Origin of the sequence: Cupriavidus necator, assembly GCF_016127575.1 — a bacterium.
In the GTDB taxonomy this organism is placed as follows: domain Bacteria; phylum Pseudomonadota; class Gammaproteobacteria; order Burkholderiales; family Burkholderiaceae; genus Cupriavidus; species Cupriavidus necator_D.
This window is the reverse complement of sequence record NZ_CP066018.1, coordinates 3,544,597-3,559,569: the sequence shown is the minus strand read 5'-3', so window position 1 is coordinate 3,559,569 and position 14,973 is coordinate 3,544,597. Positions and strand designations below refer to the sequence as shown.

At 63.8% G+C, this 14,973-nt stretch carries 11 protein-coding genes and 2 pseudogenes; 8 read left to right on the top strand and 5 right to left on the bottom strand.

The features are described 5' to 3' along the window. Position 1 precedes the first annotated feature (1 nt). The 5 genes and pseudogenes from I6H87_RS16675 to I6H87_RS16655 all read right to left on the bottom strand — a co-directional run. Positions 2–232 (bottom strand): annotated as a pseudogene (locus I6H87_RS16675) (sugar phosphate nucleotidyltransferase); the annotation flags it as partial. Continuing rightward, a complete protein-coding gene (gene rfbD / locus I6H87_RS16670; protein ID WP_011615355.1) occupies positions 171–1,088 on the bottom strand; it encodes a dTDP-4-dehydrorhamnose reductase in 918 nt (305 codons plus the stop codon). The pseudogene I6H87_RS16675 and the gene rfbD, both read right to left, overlap by 62 nt. Next, positions 1,078–2,133 (bottom strand): dTDP-glucose 4,6-dehydratase, encoded by a 1,056-nt coding sequence (rfbB, locus tag I6H87_RS16665; RefSeq protein ID WP_010812052.1) that lies wholly within the window; start codon positions 2,131–2,133, stop codon positions 1,078–1,080. Before rfbB ends, rfbD begins: the two co-directional genes overlap by 11 nt. 100 nt (positions 2,134–2,233) lie before the next feature. Next, complete coding sequence (locus tag I6H87_RS16660) at positions 2,234–3,037, bottom strand: 2OG-Fe(II) oxygenase (RefSeq protein ID WP_011615356.1); 804 nt, start codon at positions 3,035–3,037, stop codon at positions 2,234–2,236. 20 nt (positions 3,038–3,057) lie between these two features. After that, positions 3,058–4,101: a GlxA family transcriptional regulator gene (locus I6H87_RS16655; RefSeq protein WP_010812054.1), complete on the bottom strand. Its 1,044-nt coding sequence runs from the start codon at positions 4,099–4,101 to the stop codon at positions 3,058–3,060. Between the two features lie 544 nt (positions 4,102–4,645). On the opposite strand from I6H87_RS16655, the gene I6H87_RS16650 reads away from it, so the two are divergent. From I6H87_RS16650 to I6H87_RS16615, 8 genes and pseudogenes are all read left to right on the top strand, one after another. Further along, positions 4,646–6,175, top strand: a complete 1,530-nt coding sequence (locus I6H87_RS16650) for a mannose-1-phosphate guanylyltransferase/mannose-6-phosphate isomerase (protein ID WP_010812055.1) — start codon at positions 4,646–4,648, stop codon at positions 6,173–6,175. A gap of 258 nt (positions 6,176–6,433) precedes the next feature. Next, positions 6,434–7,027 (top strand): annotated as a pseudogene (locus I6H87_RS16645) (sugar transferase); the annotation flags it as partial. Beyond that, complete coding sequence (locus tag I6H87_RS16640; RefSeq protein WP_010812057.1) at positions 7,008–8,210, top strand: polysaccharide biosynthesis/export family protein; 1,203 nt, start codon at positions 7,008–7,010, stop codon at positions 8,208–8,210. The pseudogene I6H87_RS16645 and the gene I6H87_RS16640, both read left to right, overlap by 20 nt. A 43-nt stretch (positions 8,211–8,253) precedes the next feature. After that, positions 8,254–10,464 carry a GNVR domain-containing protein gene (locus I6H87_RS16635; RefSeq protein WP_011615358.1) on the top strand — a complete coding sequence of 737 codons (2,211 nt, stop codon included), beginning with the start codon at positions 8,254–8,256 and terminating at the stop codon, positions 10,462–10,464. Between the two features lie 40 nt (positions 10,465–10,504). Further along, the gene (locus I6H87_RS16630) at positions 10,505–11,515 is read left to right on the top strand and encodes a glycosyltransferase (RefSeq protein ID WP_010812059.1); all 1,011 of its coding nucleotides are present in this window, start codon (positions 10,505–10,507) and stop codon (positions 11,513–11,515) included. Positions 11,516–11,539: 24 nt separating this feature from the next. After that, complete coding sequence (locus I6H87_RS16625; RefSeq protein WP_037024469.1) at positions 11,540–12,583, top strand: glycosyltransferase family 2 protein; 1,044 nt, start codon at positions 11,540–11,542, stop codon at positions 12,581–12,583. A 12-nt stretch (positions 12,584–12,595) separates the two neighbouring features. Beyond that, positions 12,596–13,708 (top strand): glycosyltransferase family 4 protein, encoded by a 1,113-nt coding sequence (locus I6H87_RS16620; protein WP_010812061.1) that lies wholly within the window; start codon positions 12,596–12,598, stop codon positions 13,706–13,708. Further along, positions 13,690–14,964: a glycosyltransferase family 4 protein gene (locus I6H87_RS16615; protein WP_011615360.1), complete on the top strand. Its 1,275-nt coding sequence runs from the start codon at positions 13,690–13,692 to the stop codon at positions 14,962–14,964. The genes I6H87_RS16620 and I6H87_RS16615 overlap by 19 nt, the downstream gene beginning before the upstream one ends. Positions 14,965–14,973: the final 9 nt, after the last annotated feature.

Here is a 14,973-nt window from a genome sequence, read left to right as displayed (position 1 = left end):
TTGAGATGATCAGGATGTCGCGAATCCCTGCCAGCATCAGAGTGGGCAGCGGATAACAGACCATCGGCTTGTCGGAGACCGGCAGCAATTGCTTCGATACCGATCGTGTAATCGGATAGCGCCGGGTGCCGGAACGGCCGGGATAATGCCTTTGCGCATGGTAAGCAGGCTCAGGAAATAATCTGGTCCAGTAGGAAATGCACGCCCTGCTGCCAGTCTGGAAGGTGGATATCGAAAGTCTGGCGCAGCTTGCTGGTGTCCAGGCGCGAGTTGGCCGGGCGTGGCGCCGGCAGAGGATAAGCCGTGGCGGGAATCGGCTCGATACACCCCGGATCGACCTTCAACTCGATACCATGGGCGGCGGCATAGCGCAGCACTTCTGTTGCGTAGGCGTGCCAAGTGGTTTCACCGGCAGCGGCCAGGTGATAGAGGCCGGAGGGGAACGACATGCGGTCGCCACACAGCCAGCGTCGTCCCACGATCTGCGCGGTCACGTCGGCAATCAGCGTTGCAGTGGTGGGTGCGCCAAACTGGTCGGCAATCACGCGTAGGCTCTCGCGCTCACGGCCCAGGCGAAGCATTGTCTTGGCGAAATTGCCGCCATGGGCGCCTGCCGCCCAGCAGGTCCGCAGGATTAACGACTGTGCACCGGTGGCGGTAATGGCCTGTTCACCGGCGAGCTTGCTCTTGCCGTACACCGACAGTGGATTGACCAGGTCGGTTTCAATATAGGTCCCGTTTTTGGTGCCGTCGAAGACATAATCCGTAGAATAGTGGACCAGCAGGCTCCCGAGCGCCTTGGCTTCTTCTGCCAGAATTCCGGCAGCCGTGCCATTGATGGCGAAGGCCAGATCGGGTTCGGTTTCCGCCTCGTCCACCGCGGTATAGGCGCCCGGGTTGACAATCACGTCGGGCCGGTACTCGCGCACCATGCGGCGGATTTCGTCCGGGCATGACAGGTCGCAGCCGGTTCGATCCAATGCTACGACACGGCCCAGCGGGGCCAGGCTACGACGCAGTTCGAAGCCGACCTGGCCATTGCTGCCGGTCACCAAGAACGTGGGGACGCTGATCGCTTTATTCGGCATATTGGTTCGCCATCCAGTTCCGGTAGTCGCCGGACGTCGCGTTCCGCACCCAGGCTTGGTTGTCCAGGTACCACTGCACGGTCTTGCGCAGGCCGGTTTCTAAAGTCTCGGCGGGCTTCCAGCCCAGCTCGCGCTCGAGCTTGTGGGCATCGATCGCGTAGCGGCGGTCGTGGCCCGGGCGATCCTTGACGAAGGTGATCTGGTCGCGATAGGAGCCGATAGCCTTGCGGCGGAGCTCATCCAGCAAGTCGCACAGGGTGTGGACCACGTCGAGGTTAGTCTTCTCGTTCCAGCCGCCCACGTTATAGGTCTCACCCACGCGGCCTCGTGCCAGCACTGCGCAGATTGCGGCGCAGTGGTCACCCACGTAGAGCCAGTCGCGCACATTGAGGCCATCGCCGTAGATGGGCAGCGACCTTCCAGCCAAGGCGTTGGTCATCATCAGCGGGATCAGCTTTTCGGGAAAGTGATAGGGACCGTAATTGTTCGAGCAGTGGGTCGTCAGCACCGGCAGCCCGTAAGTGTGGTGATAGGCCCGGACCAAGTGGTCTGACGCAGCCTTGGAGGCCGAATACGGACTATTCGGCCGATATGCGGTGGTTTCCGAGAATTGCGGATCGCCGGGGCCCAGCGATCCGAACACTTCGTCGGTGGAGACGTGCAGGAAGCGGAAGGCAGCCTTGGCGGCGGCGTCCAGACCTCCCCAATAAGTGCGCGCGGCTTCGAGCAAGTTGAAGGTGCCGACGATATTGGTCTGGATGAACTCCGCCGGGTCATGGATGGAGCGGTCGACGTGGCTTTCGGCGGCAAAGTGAACCACCGCGCGCGGCTGATGGGCGGCGAACAGCTTGTCCAGGGCGGCGCGATCGCAGATATCAGTCTGCGAGAAGATGTGGCGGGCGTTACCTCCGAGGGAGGCCAGGGTGTTGCGGTTGCCGGCGTAGGTCAGCTTGTCGACATTGATGATACCGTCCGTGCCATCCTGGCTCAGCCAATTCAGGACAAAGTTGGCGCCGATGAAGCCGGCACCGCCGGTGACGAGCATATATGACGTGCTCTTGCCCCCGTCAGCGCGGTGCGGCCTTGTGATAGCGGCTTGGCCGTATCGTGGCATGATCCCTCCATCGCAAGATTTGCGGCCCCCGCTATCGCCCGACAATCCGCTTGGCCAACGCTTTCGCATAAGGCGGCGTAATGCCATGCAGGATGTCCCGTGCGGTTAAGCCGTACCGCTCGCCCGGCCGCGTCTGGAAGCGTGTGGAATGCTCATCGGCAGCATCCGGCTCGGGCCGGCCGTTGGAGTAGTAGTAGAGCGCGATTGACCGTCGCGTGACGCCTCGCGGGCACGCAAGGGGTTCGGGATGCCCGTGCCATGAGCACTCATTGGTATTGAAGACGACCAGCCGGTTTCCGATCGGCGCGATCTTCCGCACGCAGCGCTGGACCTCGTTGTCCCACAGTTGCAGATGGCCGGCCCAACTGTCCTCCCACTTGTCATTGAGATACAGCAGCACATTGAGCCGCCGGTCAAGCTTCCATTCGAGATGGTAGTTGTAGTCGATATGCAGGCCCAGGTGGCCTCCAGGCAGCGTCTGGTGCAAGCCGCCGCCATGGAGGTGAGGGTCCGGCACCAGCCCCTGGATGCCGGACAGCGTCTCCAGGAAGCGGGTGAATCCGGGCGCATTGAACTCCATGATCAGCGCCCGCAGCGCAGGCGGGATGGCGTAAAAGTCCTGGCTTTGCAGCTTCAGGTTCTCGGTGGCCGAGTGAAACTTGAACCAGACGCGCTCCGTGGCGCCTGGAAACGCATCGCTGGCTTTCCGATAAACGTCTTCGTCAAGAAAGTTGTCGATGCAGATATGGGGAAACGGGTCGGCGCAACGGTAGGTTTCCGACAATTCACGCGACATCCACTCAAGTTTCGCGACATCCAGCAGGTCGTGGCGCATGCTCAGATCTCCCCCAGTAGCTAGGTTGTCTCGCACTGCTTTGTCTTGCCCTGATTGCGGTACGCCGTGGGCGACAGCGAGAAGCGCTTGCGGAAAATCTTGGCGAGCCGGTCTCCGTTTCCCATCCCGCAGCGCCGCGCTATTTTGTCGACCGGCAGGTCCGTTTCCATCAGCAGCCGACAAATCATGTCTAGCCGCGCGCGAAGCAAGTACTCCGACGGCGTCACGCCCAAGGCCCACTTGAAGCGCCGCAGGTAGTTGCGCTCGCTCATGGCGGCAACGCGCGCCGCGTCGGCCACCGAGATCGCCTCCGTGTAATGCTCCGCGATCCACCGTGCCGACGCGCGAATCTTTTCGTTGGTTTCGGACGATGCGATGTCGGGCGCGTCGCCAGCTTCCTCGGCATCCGGGCGCACCATCGGCATGTCCCGTTGCGGCGCGAGCTGCCTTGCAACTTCCCGGGCCATGACGAAGCCAAGGTCCGACTCGATCTGTGCCAGAGCCATATCGACGGCCGAGGGCATGACGTCCGGAGCGGAGTCCACGCCTCCCCGGCACCAGAATACGGAAGGCGCGGCATGGCTGGTGCCGACGACGTTGTCCCTCTCGGCGATACGCAGCGGATGTGCCCGGGAGACGCGGGGCAGGATCGGCTCCCGTCCCGCGCGGGAGCGCTCCAGCACCATTGCGCTGATCTCGAGCATGGCGGTCATGAGCCGCGCATCGCGCTCAACGACCGGCTCGCGCTCGCTGCAGGCAATAAAGATCGCATTGAAGCCTCGCTGACCCAGCGCGTCCAGGCTCTGCGTCCAGATCCGGATGGAAGAGGAGCACGCGACATTGCCGCCGCGGTAAGACAAGAGGGAGAGCTGGTAGACAGGTCGCCTGCGACGCAGGAGTTCGAGTTCGTTGGCCACGCGGAAGGCTTCCGCGATGATGCCGGCAGTCAGCAGCGAGCAGCCTTCAAACAACAGCAACCCGATGCGCTGAATTTCCCGTTGGCCGGCTACCGGTAGCGGACCGAGGGACCGGACCGGCGGCGGCATATCGACAAGGTGCTCCATGGCATCACTACCCCCTTGCGTCCAATCCAAAAATCAAATCTGTTGCATTGCATCATAACGGCAATTGGACGCCGCGCAGGGTCGACTGGCTGAAAGTTCCGCTATGTTGGCGGATCATTACTTGGCACTAGTTGGTTTTCTGCAAAAATGCGGCGTGCCAATCATGTGATGTATCTGATTTGAGCCACTTTCCCTAATTCTGGGATTTTAAATTCGGCAAAGATAATGACTGAATGTCCAATAGAGTGGCCCCTGCACTGGGATTGGGCAAGTCGTTACAGAAAGTAACGGATCGCCAGAATTATGGGCATTGCGACCGAATTCCAAGTGGCGCCGTTGCCATTCCATATATTTCAGCATTTTCTCCCGTAGCTATAGGTGGCTCGCGCATTACTTTTGATAATGGATTTTCAGGTTAATCGGCCAATCATTCTGCATTTTCCGCCAGTCCGCTTCTGAGGCTTTTCGGCGCGTCTATGCTTCGCTGCAACAAAGACGGCTTCCCCGTTTCCTTGCTGCAGCCCACGCCGGACAGGAGCAGATCATGCGCACAACGGACCCGCTGGATGTAGTGGATGACACCGCCACCGATGCGCTCGCCGGGCAGGACCGGGCATCGCCGCCCGCCCTGGGCATGCGGCTTGCGGCGGTGGTGCTTGCCGGGGGCTCCGGCACCCGGTTGTGGCCCCTGTCGCGCAAGCACTTTCCCAAGCAGCTGATCGACATCATTGGCCGCGATTCCCTGCTGCAGACCACCGTACGCCGCCTGGCCGGCCTCCATGGCAGCGCCAGCGCTGACGCCGCGCCGATCATCGTCTGCGGCGAAGCACACCGTTTCATGGCTGCGCAGCAACTGGCCGAGGCAGGGGTGGACGCGCGTATCGTCGTTGAGCCAGTCGGGCGCAATACGGCGCCGGCACTGACGCTCGCCGCGCTGCTGGCCTGCGAGCAGGGCAACGACAGCATCCTCGTCGCCATGCCCGCGGACCACGTGATTGCCGATGGCAAGGCGTTCCGCCTCGCCGTACTGCGCGCGGCACGCTTTGCAGAACAAGGGGCCATCGCCACACTCGGGGTGCCGCCTACGCGCGCCGACACGGGCTTCGGCTATATCCGGCTCGGTGCGCAGCTCGAAGGCATGGCACGCCGGATCGACGCGTTCGTGGAGAAGCCCGCCGCCGAACTTGCGGCGCAGTACCTCGCGTCCGGCGAATACTGGTGGAACAGCGGCATCTTCGTGGTGCGCGCCAGCACCTGGCTGACCGCGCTGCAACAGCTTCAGCCGGCGATGCACGTAGCCTGCGTGAGCGCCTGCACGGCCGGCCGCAGCGACGGCGCGTTCTTTTATCCGCACGCGGCGTCGTTCACCGAGGTGCCATCGGACTCGATCGACTATGCCGTGATGGAGCACCTGGCGCGCGCCGACGCGCTCAAAGGCGTTGTGGTCCCGCTGGAGGCGGGCTGGTCTGACCTCGGTTCTTGGGATGCCGTATGGGATGCCATCGACAAGGACGACGACTGCAATGCCGCGCGCGGCCGCGTGATGTTCGAGGGCGCCTCCTCGTGCTACGCCCATTCGGAGGGACGGCTGGTGGCCTGCGTGGGTACGGTCAATCTGATCGTGGTCGAAACCGCCGATGCCGTGCTGGTGGTGGACCGCTCGCGGGTCCAGGCGGTCAAGGGCCTGGTCGAGCGCATCGCGCGCCAGCATGGGCCGGAGGCCGAGACCCATCGAAAGGTTCAGCGGCCATGGGGCAGCTATGACTCGCTCGACCATGGCGAGCGCTTCCAGGTCAAGCGCATCGTGGTGCATCCCGGCGCCGCTCTCTCCTTGCAGTTGCACCACCACCGCGCGGAGCACTGGACGGTGGTCCGCGGCACCGCGCGGGTCACGCGTGGGAACGAGCAGTTCCTGCTCAGCGAGAACGAATCCACTTACATCCCCATCGGCGTGACGCACCGGCTCGAGAACCCCGGAAAGCTGCCGCTCGAGATCATCGAGGTGCAGTCCGGCGCGTATCTCGGCGAGGACGACATTGTCCGCATCGCCGACACCTACGGGCGCTGCGGCTGACGGCCGTCCGACAGCCGCAGCCAGCGCCAAGGGAGATCGACTGCAGTCCAACCTCTACCATGGAGCGTCGTCATGTTTACAGTGAAATCACTCTTTGCAAGATCCGGTATCGTCCCCAGCCGCCTGACCGCGGCCTCTGCTGCCGCGCCGGGCATGGAGACCGGCTTGTCCGGCGCAATGGCGGCATTCGGGGCGCCCTCGCAGCCGTTGCCAGCAGGCGTGGACCTGCGATTTCCGTCACCGCTGGGACTGGGCGCCAAGCGGGCGTTCGATGTCGCTGCAGCGCTTGCGCTGTTGCTGCTGCTGTCGCCACTGCTGGCCATGGTGGCAATGCTGGTGATGCGTGACGGCGGACCCTGCGTGTTCGGACACACCCGCGTTGGCGTGGATGGCAGGAAGTTCAAGTGCCTGAAGTTTCGTTCGATGGTGCTCAACGCAGACGCCGTGCTGAAGGAATTGCTGGCGACCGACCCGGCGGCGCGCGCCGAATGGGAAAAGGATTTCAAGCTCAGGAACGATGTCCGGGTCACCCCGCTCGGGCGCTTCATCCGGCGTACCAGCATCGATGAATTGCCACAACTGTGGAATGTTGTGCGCGGCGACATGAGCCTTGTCGGTCCGCGCCCCGTCGTCGAGAAGGAGCTCGAGCGGTACGGCGACGCTGCGGCGTATTACCTCCGCGTCCTTCCCGGCATTACCGGCCCCTGGCAGGTCAGTGGCCGCAATGAAACGGATTACGGGACGCGCGTCTCGCTCGACGTCGCCTACGTCAGGAACTGGTCGTTCCTGGGTGACATCGGAATCCTGTTCAAGACGATCGGGGTGGTCCTGCATGGCCGCGGCGCGTACTGACCAGCTGCGTGGCCGGATCCTGGCGGCGACGCTGCTGCCAGGCCTGGCGGCCCTCCTCGGCGCCTGCACGATGGCGCCGGGGATGTCGTTCCAGTCCCAGTCCGGTCCTCTGCCCGATGCCGCTCGCGCGACGCAGCCGTCGTCCGTGGGGACCGTACCCGAGCTGCCATCGATAAAAGGCGTGCAGTCGGTCACTCCCGACAACCTGGTCGAGATTACCGGCACCCTGATCGATGCACAGCAAGCCGCCCGGCCCCAGGGTGTGCCGCAGGAGGTTCGCGCGCTGTTCGACAAGCCACGCGCCTATGTATTGGGGCCCGGCGACGTGCTGAGCATCGTGGTGTGGGGCCATCCGGAACTGAACATGCCGGCGCTGCAGGTCACTAGCGGCGTGGATACTGCCGGCTCCAACGCGGTGGTAACCGGCTATACCGTGGACGCTCGCGGCATGGTGCAGTTCGCTTTCGTCGGCATGGTCCCTGTAGCGGGCCTCACCGAGGCTGATGCGCGCGAGCTCCTCGCCAGGCGCCTGTCCGAGTACGTGCGCAATCCGCAGATCACCCTGCGCATCCAGGCATATCGCAGCAAGCGCGTCTATCTGGACGGCGCCGTGCAGAGCCCCGGCCTGCAGATCATCAATGATGTGCCAATGACCCTACCCGAGGCGATCAATCGCGCCGGTGGCTTCACCGCGACAGCGGACCGCTCCTGGGTGGCCCTGACACGTGGCGACAAGACCGTACGCATCAACCTGCCAGACCTCATCGCCAAGGGCGGGAATCCATCCGACATCCTGCTGCGCGACGGCGACCTGGTACGTTTCTACGCCGCCACCGACAGCAAGGTTTTCGTACTTGGCGAAGTGGCACGGGCGTCCACACTGACGCTTAATAACGGCAAGCTGAGCCTGAACCAGGCGCTTGGCGATGCCGGTGGCGTCAGCCAGTACTCTGGCGACGCGCGACACGTGTATGTCGTGCGTGGGGACAATGGCAACAAGCCAGTGGTGTACCACCTCGACGCGAGTACGCCATCGGCGATGGCGTTGGCAGACGGCTTTTCGCTGCAGGCCAACGATGTGGTGTTCGTCGATGCGTCGGCGCTGGTTCGCTGGAGCCGCGTTGTCAACCTGCTGTTGCCCACCGCCCAGACTGCGACCGTCGGCCGGGCGCTTGTCCCGTGAAATCAGCGCCTATGCACGATCGATACCCACGCAGGAGTGCGGCATGAAGAGCCCTTACATCGCGAACCCGGTCTATGAACTGCCCGGTCGCGCACCGGCCCGAGCCCTGAACAATCTGACGACACTGTACGCCGGCAGGTGGCTGATCGTGGTCGCCACTTCCGTGTGCCTGCTCGCCGGAATCGCGTATGCGTTGTTCACGCGCCCCCTCTACCGCTCCGACATTCTGATCCAGGTCGAACCCAGTTCCATCGGGACCCGGTCCACGTCCGATGACCCCAAGCTGACCTCCGAGATCAAGCCGGACACGACTTCTGAAATCCAGGTGCTGAACTCGCGCATGGTGGTATCACGCGCGGTCGAGAAGCTCAAGCTGTATATCGAGGCCGGTCCCCGCTATGTGCCGGTGATTGGGTGGTGGCTCGCCGCGCGCACGGATGGCTTGTCGCATCCGCTCGGTGGCTACGTGTACGGCGCGGAACGCATCGACGTGGCGATGTTCGACGTGCCGGCTTCCCAGCAGGGCAAGGCCTTCGTGCTGACGCTCGGTCATGAGGGTGCTTATGTCCTCTCCCTGCCCGGCTCGTGGGACGCGCCGCTGCTAATGCTTCACGGCAAGGTCGGTATGCCGCTACATGCCGAAACCCTGCATGGACCGATCGACCTGCTGGTCCGCGCCGCCGACGGCGAGCCGGGCGCGAGCTTTTCGATCAGGCGCTACTCCGAGATCGCCACCACCGAATGGCTGCAACGGACCATGGCCATCGGGGAACGCGGCAAGCAATCGAGCATCATCGGCGTGGCGCTGGACAGCGTCGACCCGGTCCGCGCCAGCCAGATCCTGAATGAGGTGGGCAAGGAGTACGTCGAGCAAAACGTGCGACGCCGCTCGGAAGAGGCCGACAAATCCATTCGCTTCCTGGATGAGCAATTGCCGCAGCTCAAGCGGCAACTGGAGGAATCGGAAAGCCGCTACAACGCGTTTCGTGCGCAACAGGGCACCGTGGACACCAGCCAGGAGGCGCGCGCCCTGCTCCAGCAATCCGTGGAAGCCGAAACGCGCGTCGTCGACCTGCGGCAGAAGCGCCAGGAACTGTCCATCCGTTACACGGACAAGCATCCCGCACTGCTGGCACTCGACGGCCAGTTGCAGGGAGCCATGGCAGAGCTCTCTGTCATCGAGGCGCGTACGCGCAGACTGCCCCTGATCGAGCAGAAGGTCCTGCAATTGCAGCGCAACATGCAGGTGGACACCGAGCTCTACACGAGCCGCCTTAACGCCCGCCAGCAGCTTACCCTGGTGCGCGCCGGCAAGGTCGCCAATGTGCGACTGATCGACCCCGCGACGCCACCCGAGACGCCGATCATGCCGCGGCGCGGCGTCGCAGTGGGCGGTTCGCTGCTAACCGGTTTGCTGGCAGGCGTGGTCCTGGCCGTCCTCCGCCGCCGCGTGGCGGGTACCGTCCAGGACCGCGAGGAGATCGAGGCAGGCACGGGGCTGCCGGTTTATGCCACGGTGCCGCGCAGCCGACTGACTTCCGATTTCCGCCCTGCCTGGCCCCGCATGCTCGCGGGCAGCACAGACCGCACGTTGTTGCCCGATGCAGCGATCGAAAGCCTGCGCGCCGTCCGCACCACGCTGCACTTCGCCTTGAACGATGCACCCAACCGTGTGGTGCTGATCACCGGCCCTACGGGCGGGGTTGGCAAGTCCTTCGTAGCCGCCAATCTCGCCACGCTGGCGGGTGCCTCGAAGCGGCGGGTGCTGCTGATTGACGCCGACCTGCGCAATGGCGTGCTGCACAAGCGATTCCATGTGGACCGCGGTCCGGGACTGGCCGAGGTGATCGCTGGTACGAGCCGGTACGAGGACGTGCTTCGCCACGATGTATCGCACGGTCTCGATTTCCTGGCCACCGGATGGCACATGTCCGGGCCAAGCGAGCTGTTGCTGCAGCCAGAACTGACCACACTTGTTCAACGCGTTGCCGGCCAGTACGACATGGTGGTGCTTGACGGACCGCCATTGCTGCCGGTGGCAGATGCGCTTGTGCTGGGACGCATGGCGGGCACTGTCTTCATCGTGGCACGGCACCGGGTCACCACGGTGGAACAGATCGACGAAAGCACGCGCCGGCTGGCGCAGGCCGACGTCGCCGTACGGGGCGTGATCTTCAACGACTTCACCGGCCACCTGCACCGCTACAGCTATGCCTACGGTGCCGACGCGTCCCGCCCGGGCGCGCCTGCATGATCAGCGGAAATGAGCGGTAATCAGCAGAAAAAAGGCAGTTATGAAATACACCCATCACAAGCGCATCACGTTGGTCACCGTAACCTACGGCGCGCGCCTGCACTTTTGCGCCGAACTCTTGCAGCGGGCGTTCGAGCACGAGGGCGTGGCGCACGCTGTGATCGTCAGCAACAATTCCTCGTCCGACCTTAGCCGGCTCGAGGACGACTGGGGCGCGCGGGTTACCGTGATCCGGTTGCCGACCAACACCGGGTCGGCCAATGGCTATGCCGTAGGCATCGACGCAGCGCTCAGCCGCGACACGGACTACCTGTGGCTGATGGACGATGACAATGCCCCGTGCCCCGGCGCACTCGACGTCCTCTGCCATCAGCTGGATCGGCTGACGCGCGGATTTGGCCGCAACCGTGCGGCGGTGCTTGGCTTCCGCCCGGATCACCAGGCCGATATCGCGATGGGTGTGCCTGTGGCGCTGGCGATGCCGCCGCGCTCCAGCTACTTCGGCTTTCATGTGGCCCGCATTCCCTACAAGCTATGGCGCCGCACGCCGTGGGGCCGCCCGAAGCCGACGGACATGCCGGAAGTCCTGCCGTTGCCTTTTGCGCCGTATGGCGGCTTCCTCGGGCACCGCGATCTCTACCTCGATCTCGGCTTGCCGGAACGGCAGCTCGTGCTGTATGCGGACGACATCGAATACACATGGCGCCTGACCGCGCGCGGCGGCCGCATTGCGCTGGTAACCGGCGCCCGCCTGGAAGACCTGGAGGGATCGTGGAACGTCAAGCGAGACTGGAAGAATCATTTCGAGTGCCTGCTGTTGAGCCGGTCGGACTTCCGCGCCTACTACAGCAGCCGCAACCAGGCATGGTTCGACAAGCACTACTGGTCGACCTCCAGCCTGACATACCGCCTGAACCGCCTCGTCTTCCTCGCCCTGCTGCGGATCTACGGCAGACGTCATGGTGCTGCTGCCAGGCTCGCTCTGCTGGAGCGCGCGATCGCCGACGGCGAGGCATGCCGCCTCGGCTTGCACGCCGACTATTCCCTGTAGCCAACATCCACCGCAGAGGCCGTCATGCCGACCAACTCCTCCCCCGCCCTTCTGACGATCGTCATCTGCAACTACAACTACGCGCCGTACCTGGGGGGAGCCATTGACTCCGCGCTATGCCAGACGGCGCCAGGGGTCAGGGTAATGGTGATCGACGACGGCTCCAGCGATGGTTCGCGTGACATCATCCTGGGCTACGGCGACAGGATAGAAGCCGTGTTCCAGCCAAACGGCGGGCAGGTCTCGGCCTACAATCACGCGCTGCGTCGGCTCGATACGCCCTGCGTGATCTTCCTTGACGCCGACGACCAGTTGCAGCCGGACGCCGCCGAGGCGGTGCTGGCCGCCTTCGCAGCCGGCGACTATGTCAAGGTTCAGTTCCGACTGGAGGTAATGACCGAGGACGGGACCCTCACCGGGGTGCAGGTTCCGCAATCCAGCGACGTGACAGACTGCGGCATGCGGCTGCGGGACGGATGGCTGTACCCGTCACCGCCCGGGTCGGGAAACGCCTATCGCGTGGATGCACTCCGGCGCATCTTTCCTGTCCCGGTCACCGCAGACAACATACACGGTGCCGACTTCTACGCCATCTATGGCATTGCGCTGGTCGGCAGCGTTGGCTCGCTTGATCGTGCGCTCGGCCGCTATCGCGTGCATCGGCATACCACGGCGCAAGCAGGCGATGCGGGCAGCGCCAACCTGTCGCTCGCCAATGCCGAAGATGCACTGGCGGGAGCCAGGCAGTCTGCCCGGCGCTGGGCCATCCTGCGCGGGCTGGCCTGGGAACGGCTTGGCGTCGTCCTGCCTGCCGAATTTCTGGATTTCTCCGCGGAGAAGGCCCACTTTGCCACCCTTCTCCATGGCGCGCCGTTGACTCGGCGATGGCGCTGGTTCCGTCATGAGTCCAGCCGCTACTTTCATACGGTTGCCGCCAATCCCTTCTGGAGCGCGCGCAAGAAGCTCGCCGTATGGTGCCTGACCGCACTTTGCCTGGTGCCGGTGGCATCCATCAGCAATCGGGCGGTTCGCTACATCGCCAATCCCCTCGCCCGTGCGGGGTACTGAACCGTATCGGAAATGGCCACCGTGTCCGCCTCCGCAACCGTCTCCATCAACGGCCGCTTCCTGGGCAGGCGCGCGACCGGCGTCGACCGCTTTGCCTACGAAGTCGTACGCGGCATCGACCAACTCGTTGCGGACCACGACCCTATTACTGCCGGGCTGTCGTTCGAGATTCTGGTGCCGGCATCCGTCAAGGTGGATCCACAGCAGTTCCCGCACTTGCGGATCCGGACGGTCCATGGCGGCACGGGCCAATACTGGGAGCAGGTCAGCCTGGCGCTCGCTGCCCGCGGCACGCTGCTGCTGAACCTTTGCAACGCGGCGCCGTTGCTGTTTCCGAACCAGGTCACAGTCATGCATGACGCCGCGCCAGTACGGATTCCGCAAGCCTACACACGCGCGTTCCGCGCCTGGTACCGCATCATGGCACCGTGGGTCGGACGCATCGCGCGGCGTGTGCTCACTGTGTCGGAGTTCTCACGCCGCGAACTCTCCCAGGCCTATCGCATTCCCGACCGCAAGATCGGCGTGCTGCCAATGAGCGGTGATCACATGCAGCGCCTGCCGCAAGCCCCGGACGTCCGCAGAAAGTTCCAGCTATCGGGCCGGCCCTACGTCCTGGCTGTCAGTAGTGCCAGCCACCACAAGAACTTCAGGCTCGTGGTAGAGGCCATCGAGCTGCTCAAGACGACGGAATACGAAGTGGTCATCGTGGGGGCCACGTTGCCCGTGTTCCAGTCGGTGCAGCAGGTAGCGCCAGATTTCGTCAAACGCGTGGGCTATGTTGATGACGACGACCTCAAGGCATTGTTCCGCCATGCTGCCTGCTTTGTTTTCCCGTCGCTCTATGAAGGCTATGGCTTGCCCCCCGTGGAAGCCATGACGCTTGGCTGTCCGGTCCTTGCGTCCAATCTGCCTTCGGTGCGCGAGGCCTGCGGCAACGCCGCGCTCTATTTCCGCCCGACCAGCGCTCGCGAACTTGGCGAGCTGCTGACTTACGTCATGCGTGACAGCACCTTGCGAGACAGATTGCGCGCGCAAGGTTATGCCCACGTGGAACGGAATTCATGGCGCACCACTGCCGCCAAGCTACTTAGCGAGATCACTCCATGGCTCCCACGGCGATGAATCCTCCCCCATTGCGCACCGCAGACGAGTTCGGCAGGGTCGCGGTGGTACACGAGTGGCTGACTACCTACGCCGGCTCCGAACGCGTCCTCGAACAGATTCTGAAGATCTGGCCTGATGCCGACCTGTTCAGCGTGGTTGACTTTTTCCCGGACGCAGAGCGGGCCGTCCTGCAAGGCAAGCATGCCAGGACGTCCTTCATCCAGCACCTGCCGCGCGCCCGGCAGTCGTTTCGCGCCTATCTGCCCTTGATGCCGCTGGCGGTGGAGCAGTTCGACCTGTCCGGATACGACCTGGTGATCTCGTCCAGCCATGCCGTGGCCAAGGGCGTGATCACCGGCCCCGGCCAGCTGCATGTCAGCTATGTGCATTCACCGATCCGCTACGCGTGGGACCTGCAACATCAATACCTGGAAGAATCCCGCCTGACCCGTGGCCTCAAGAGCTGGCTGGCCCGCGCCATCCTGCATTACATGCGGATCTGGGACCACCGGACCGCACACGGTGTCGACCTGTTCGTGGCCAACTCCGCCTACGTCGCGCGTCGCATCCGCAAGGTCTACGGCTGCGATGCCTCGGTGATCTACCCCCCAGTCGATATTGAACGGTTCAGCCTGGGCGATCGCCGCGAGGATTTCTTCCTCACCGCATCGCGTCTGGTGCCGTACAAGAAGGTCGGGCTGATCGTCGAAGCCTTTGCTGCCATGCCGGACAAACGTCTGGTTGTCATCGGCGCCGGTCCTGATCTCGCACGCATCCGGGACATGGCGCCCTCCAACGTCCAGCTGCTCGGCTATCAGTCGACGGACGTACTGATCGACCATATGCAACGCGCCCGTGCCTTTGTCTTTGCAGCGGAAGAAGATTTCGGCATTGTGGCCCTGGAAGCGCAGGCGTGCGGGACACCGCTGATCGCCCTGGGACGGGGCGGTTCTCGCGAGACGGTCATTGACAGCCTGGACCGTAATATCCGCACCGGCGTCTTCTTTCCGCGCCAGACCGTAGAAGACATCGTGCGCGCCGTGTGCCGATTCGAGGAGAGCGGACCATTCAACCCTGCCGCATGCCGGCGCAATGCGCTCCAGTTCTCACCCGAGCGTTTCCGGCGGGAGTTTCTCGCCATGGTGCGCAGCGCGATGGCGCAGGCATCGACCACGCCGCTCGCAGGGATTGGCCATTCGGCTGACATCCAGCGCGACGTGGCAGCGTTGCCGGTGCCGGTGATCGCCGACACGCTCGAATCGCTGCCGCGCTGACGGAGCCGC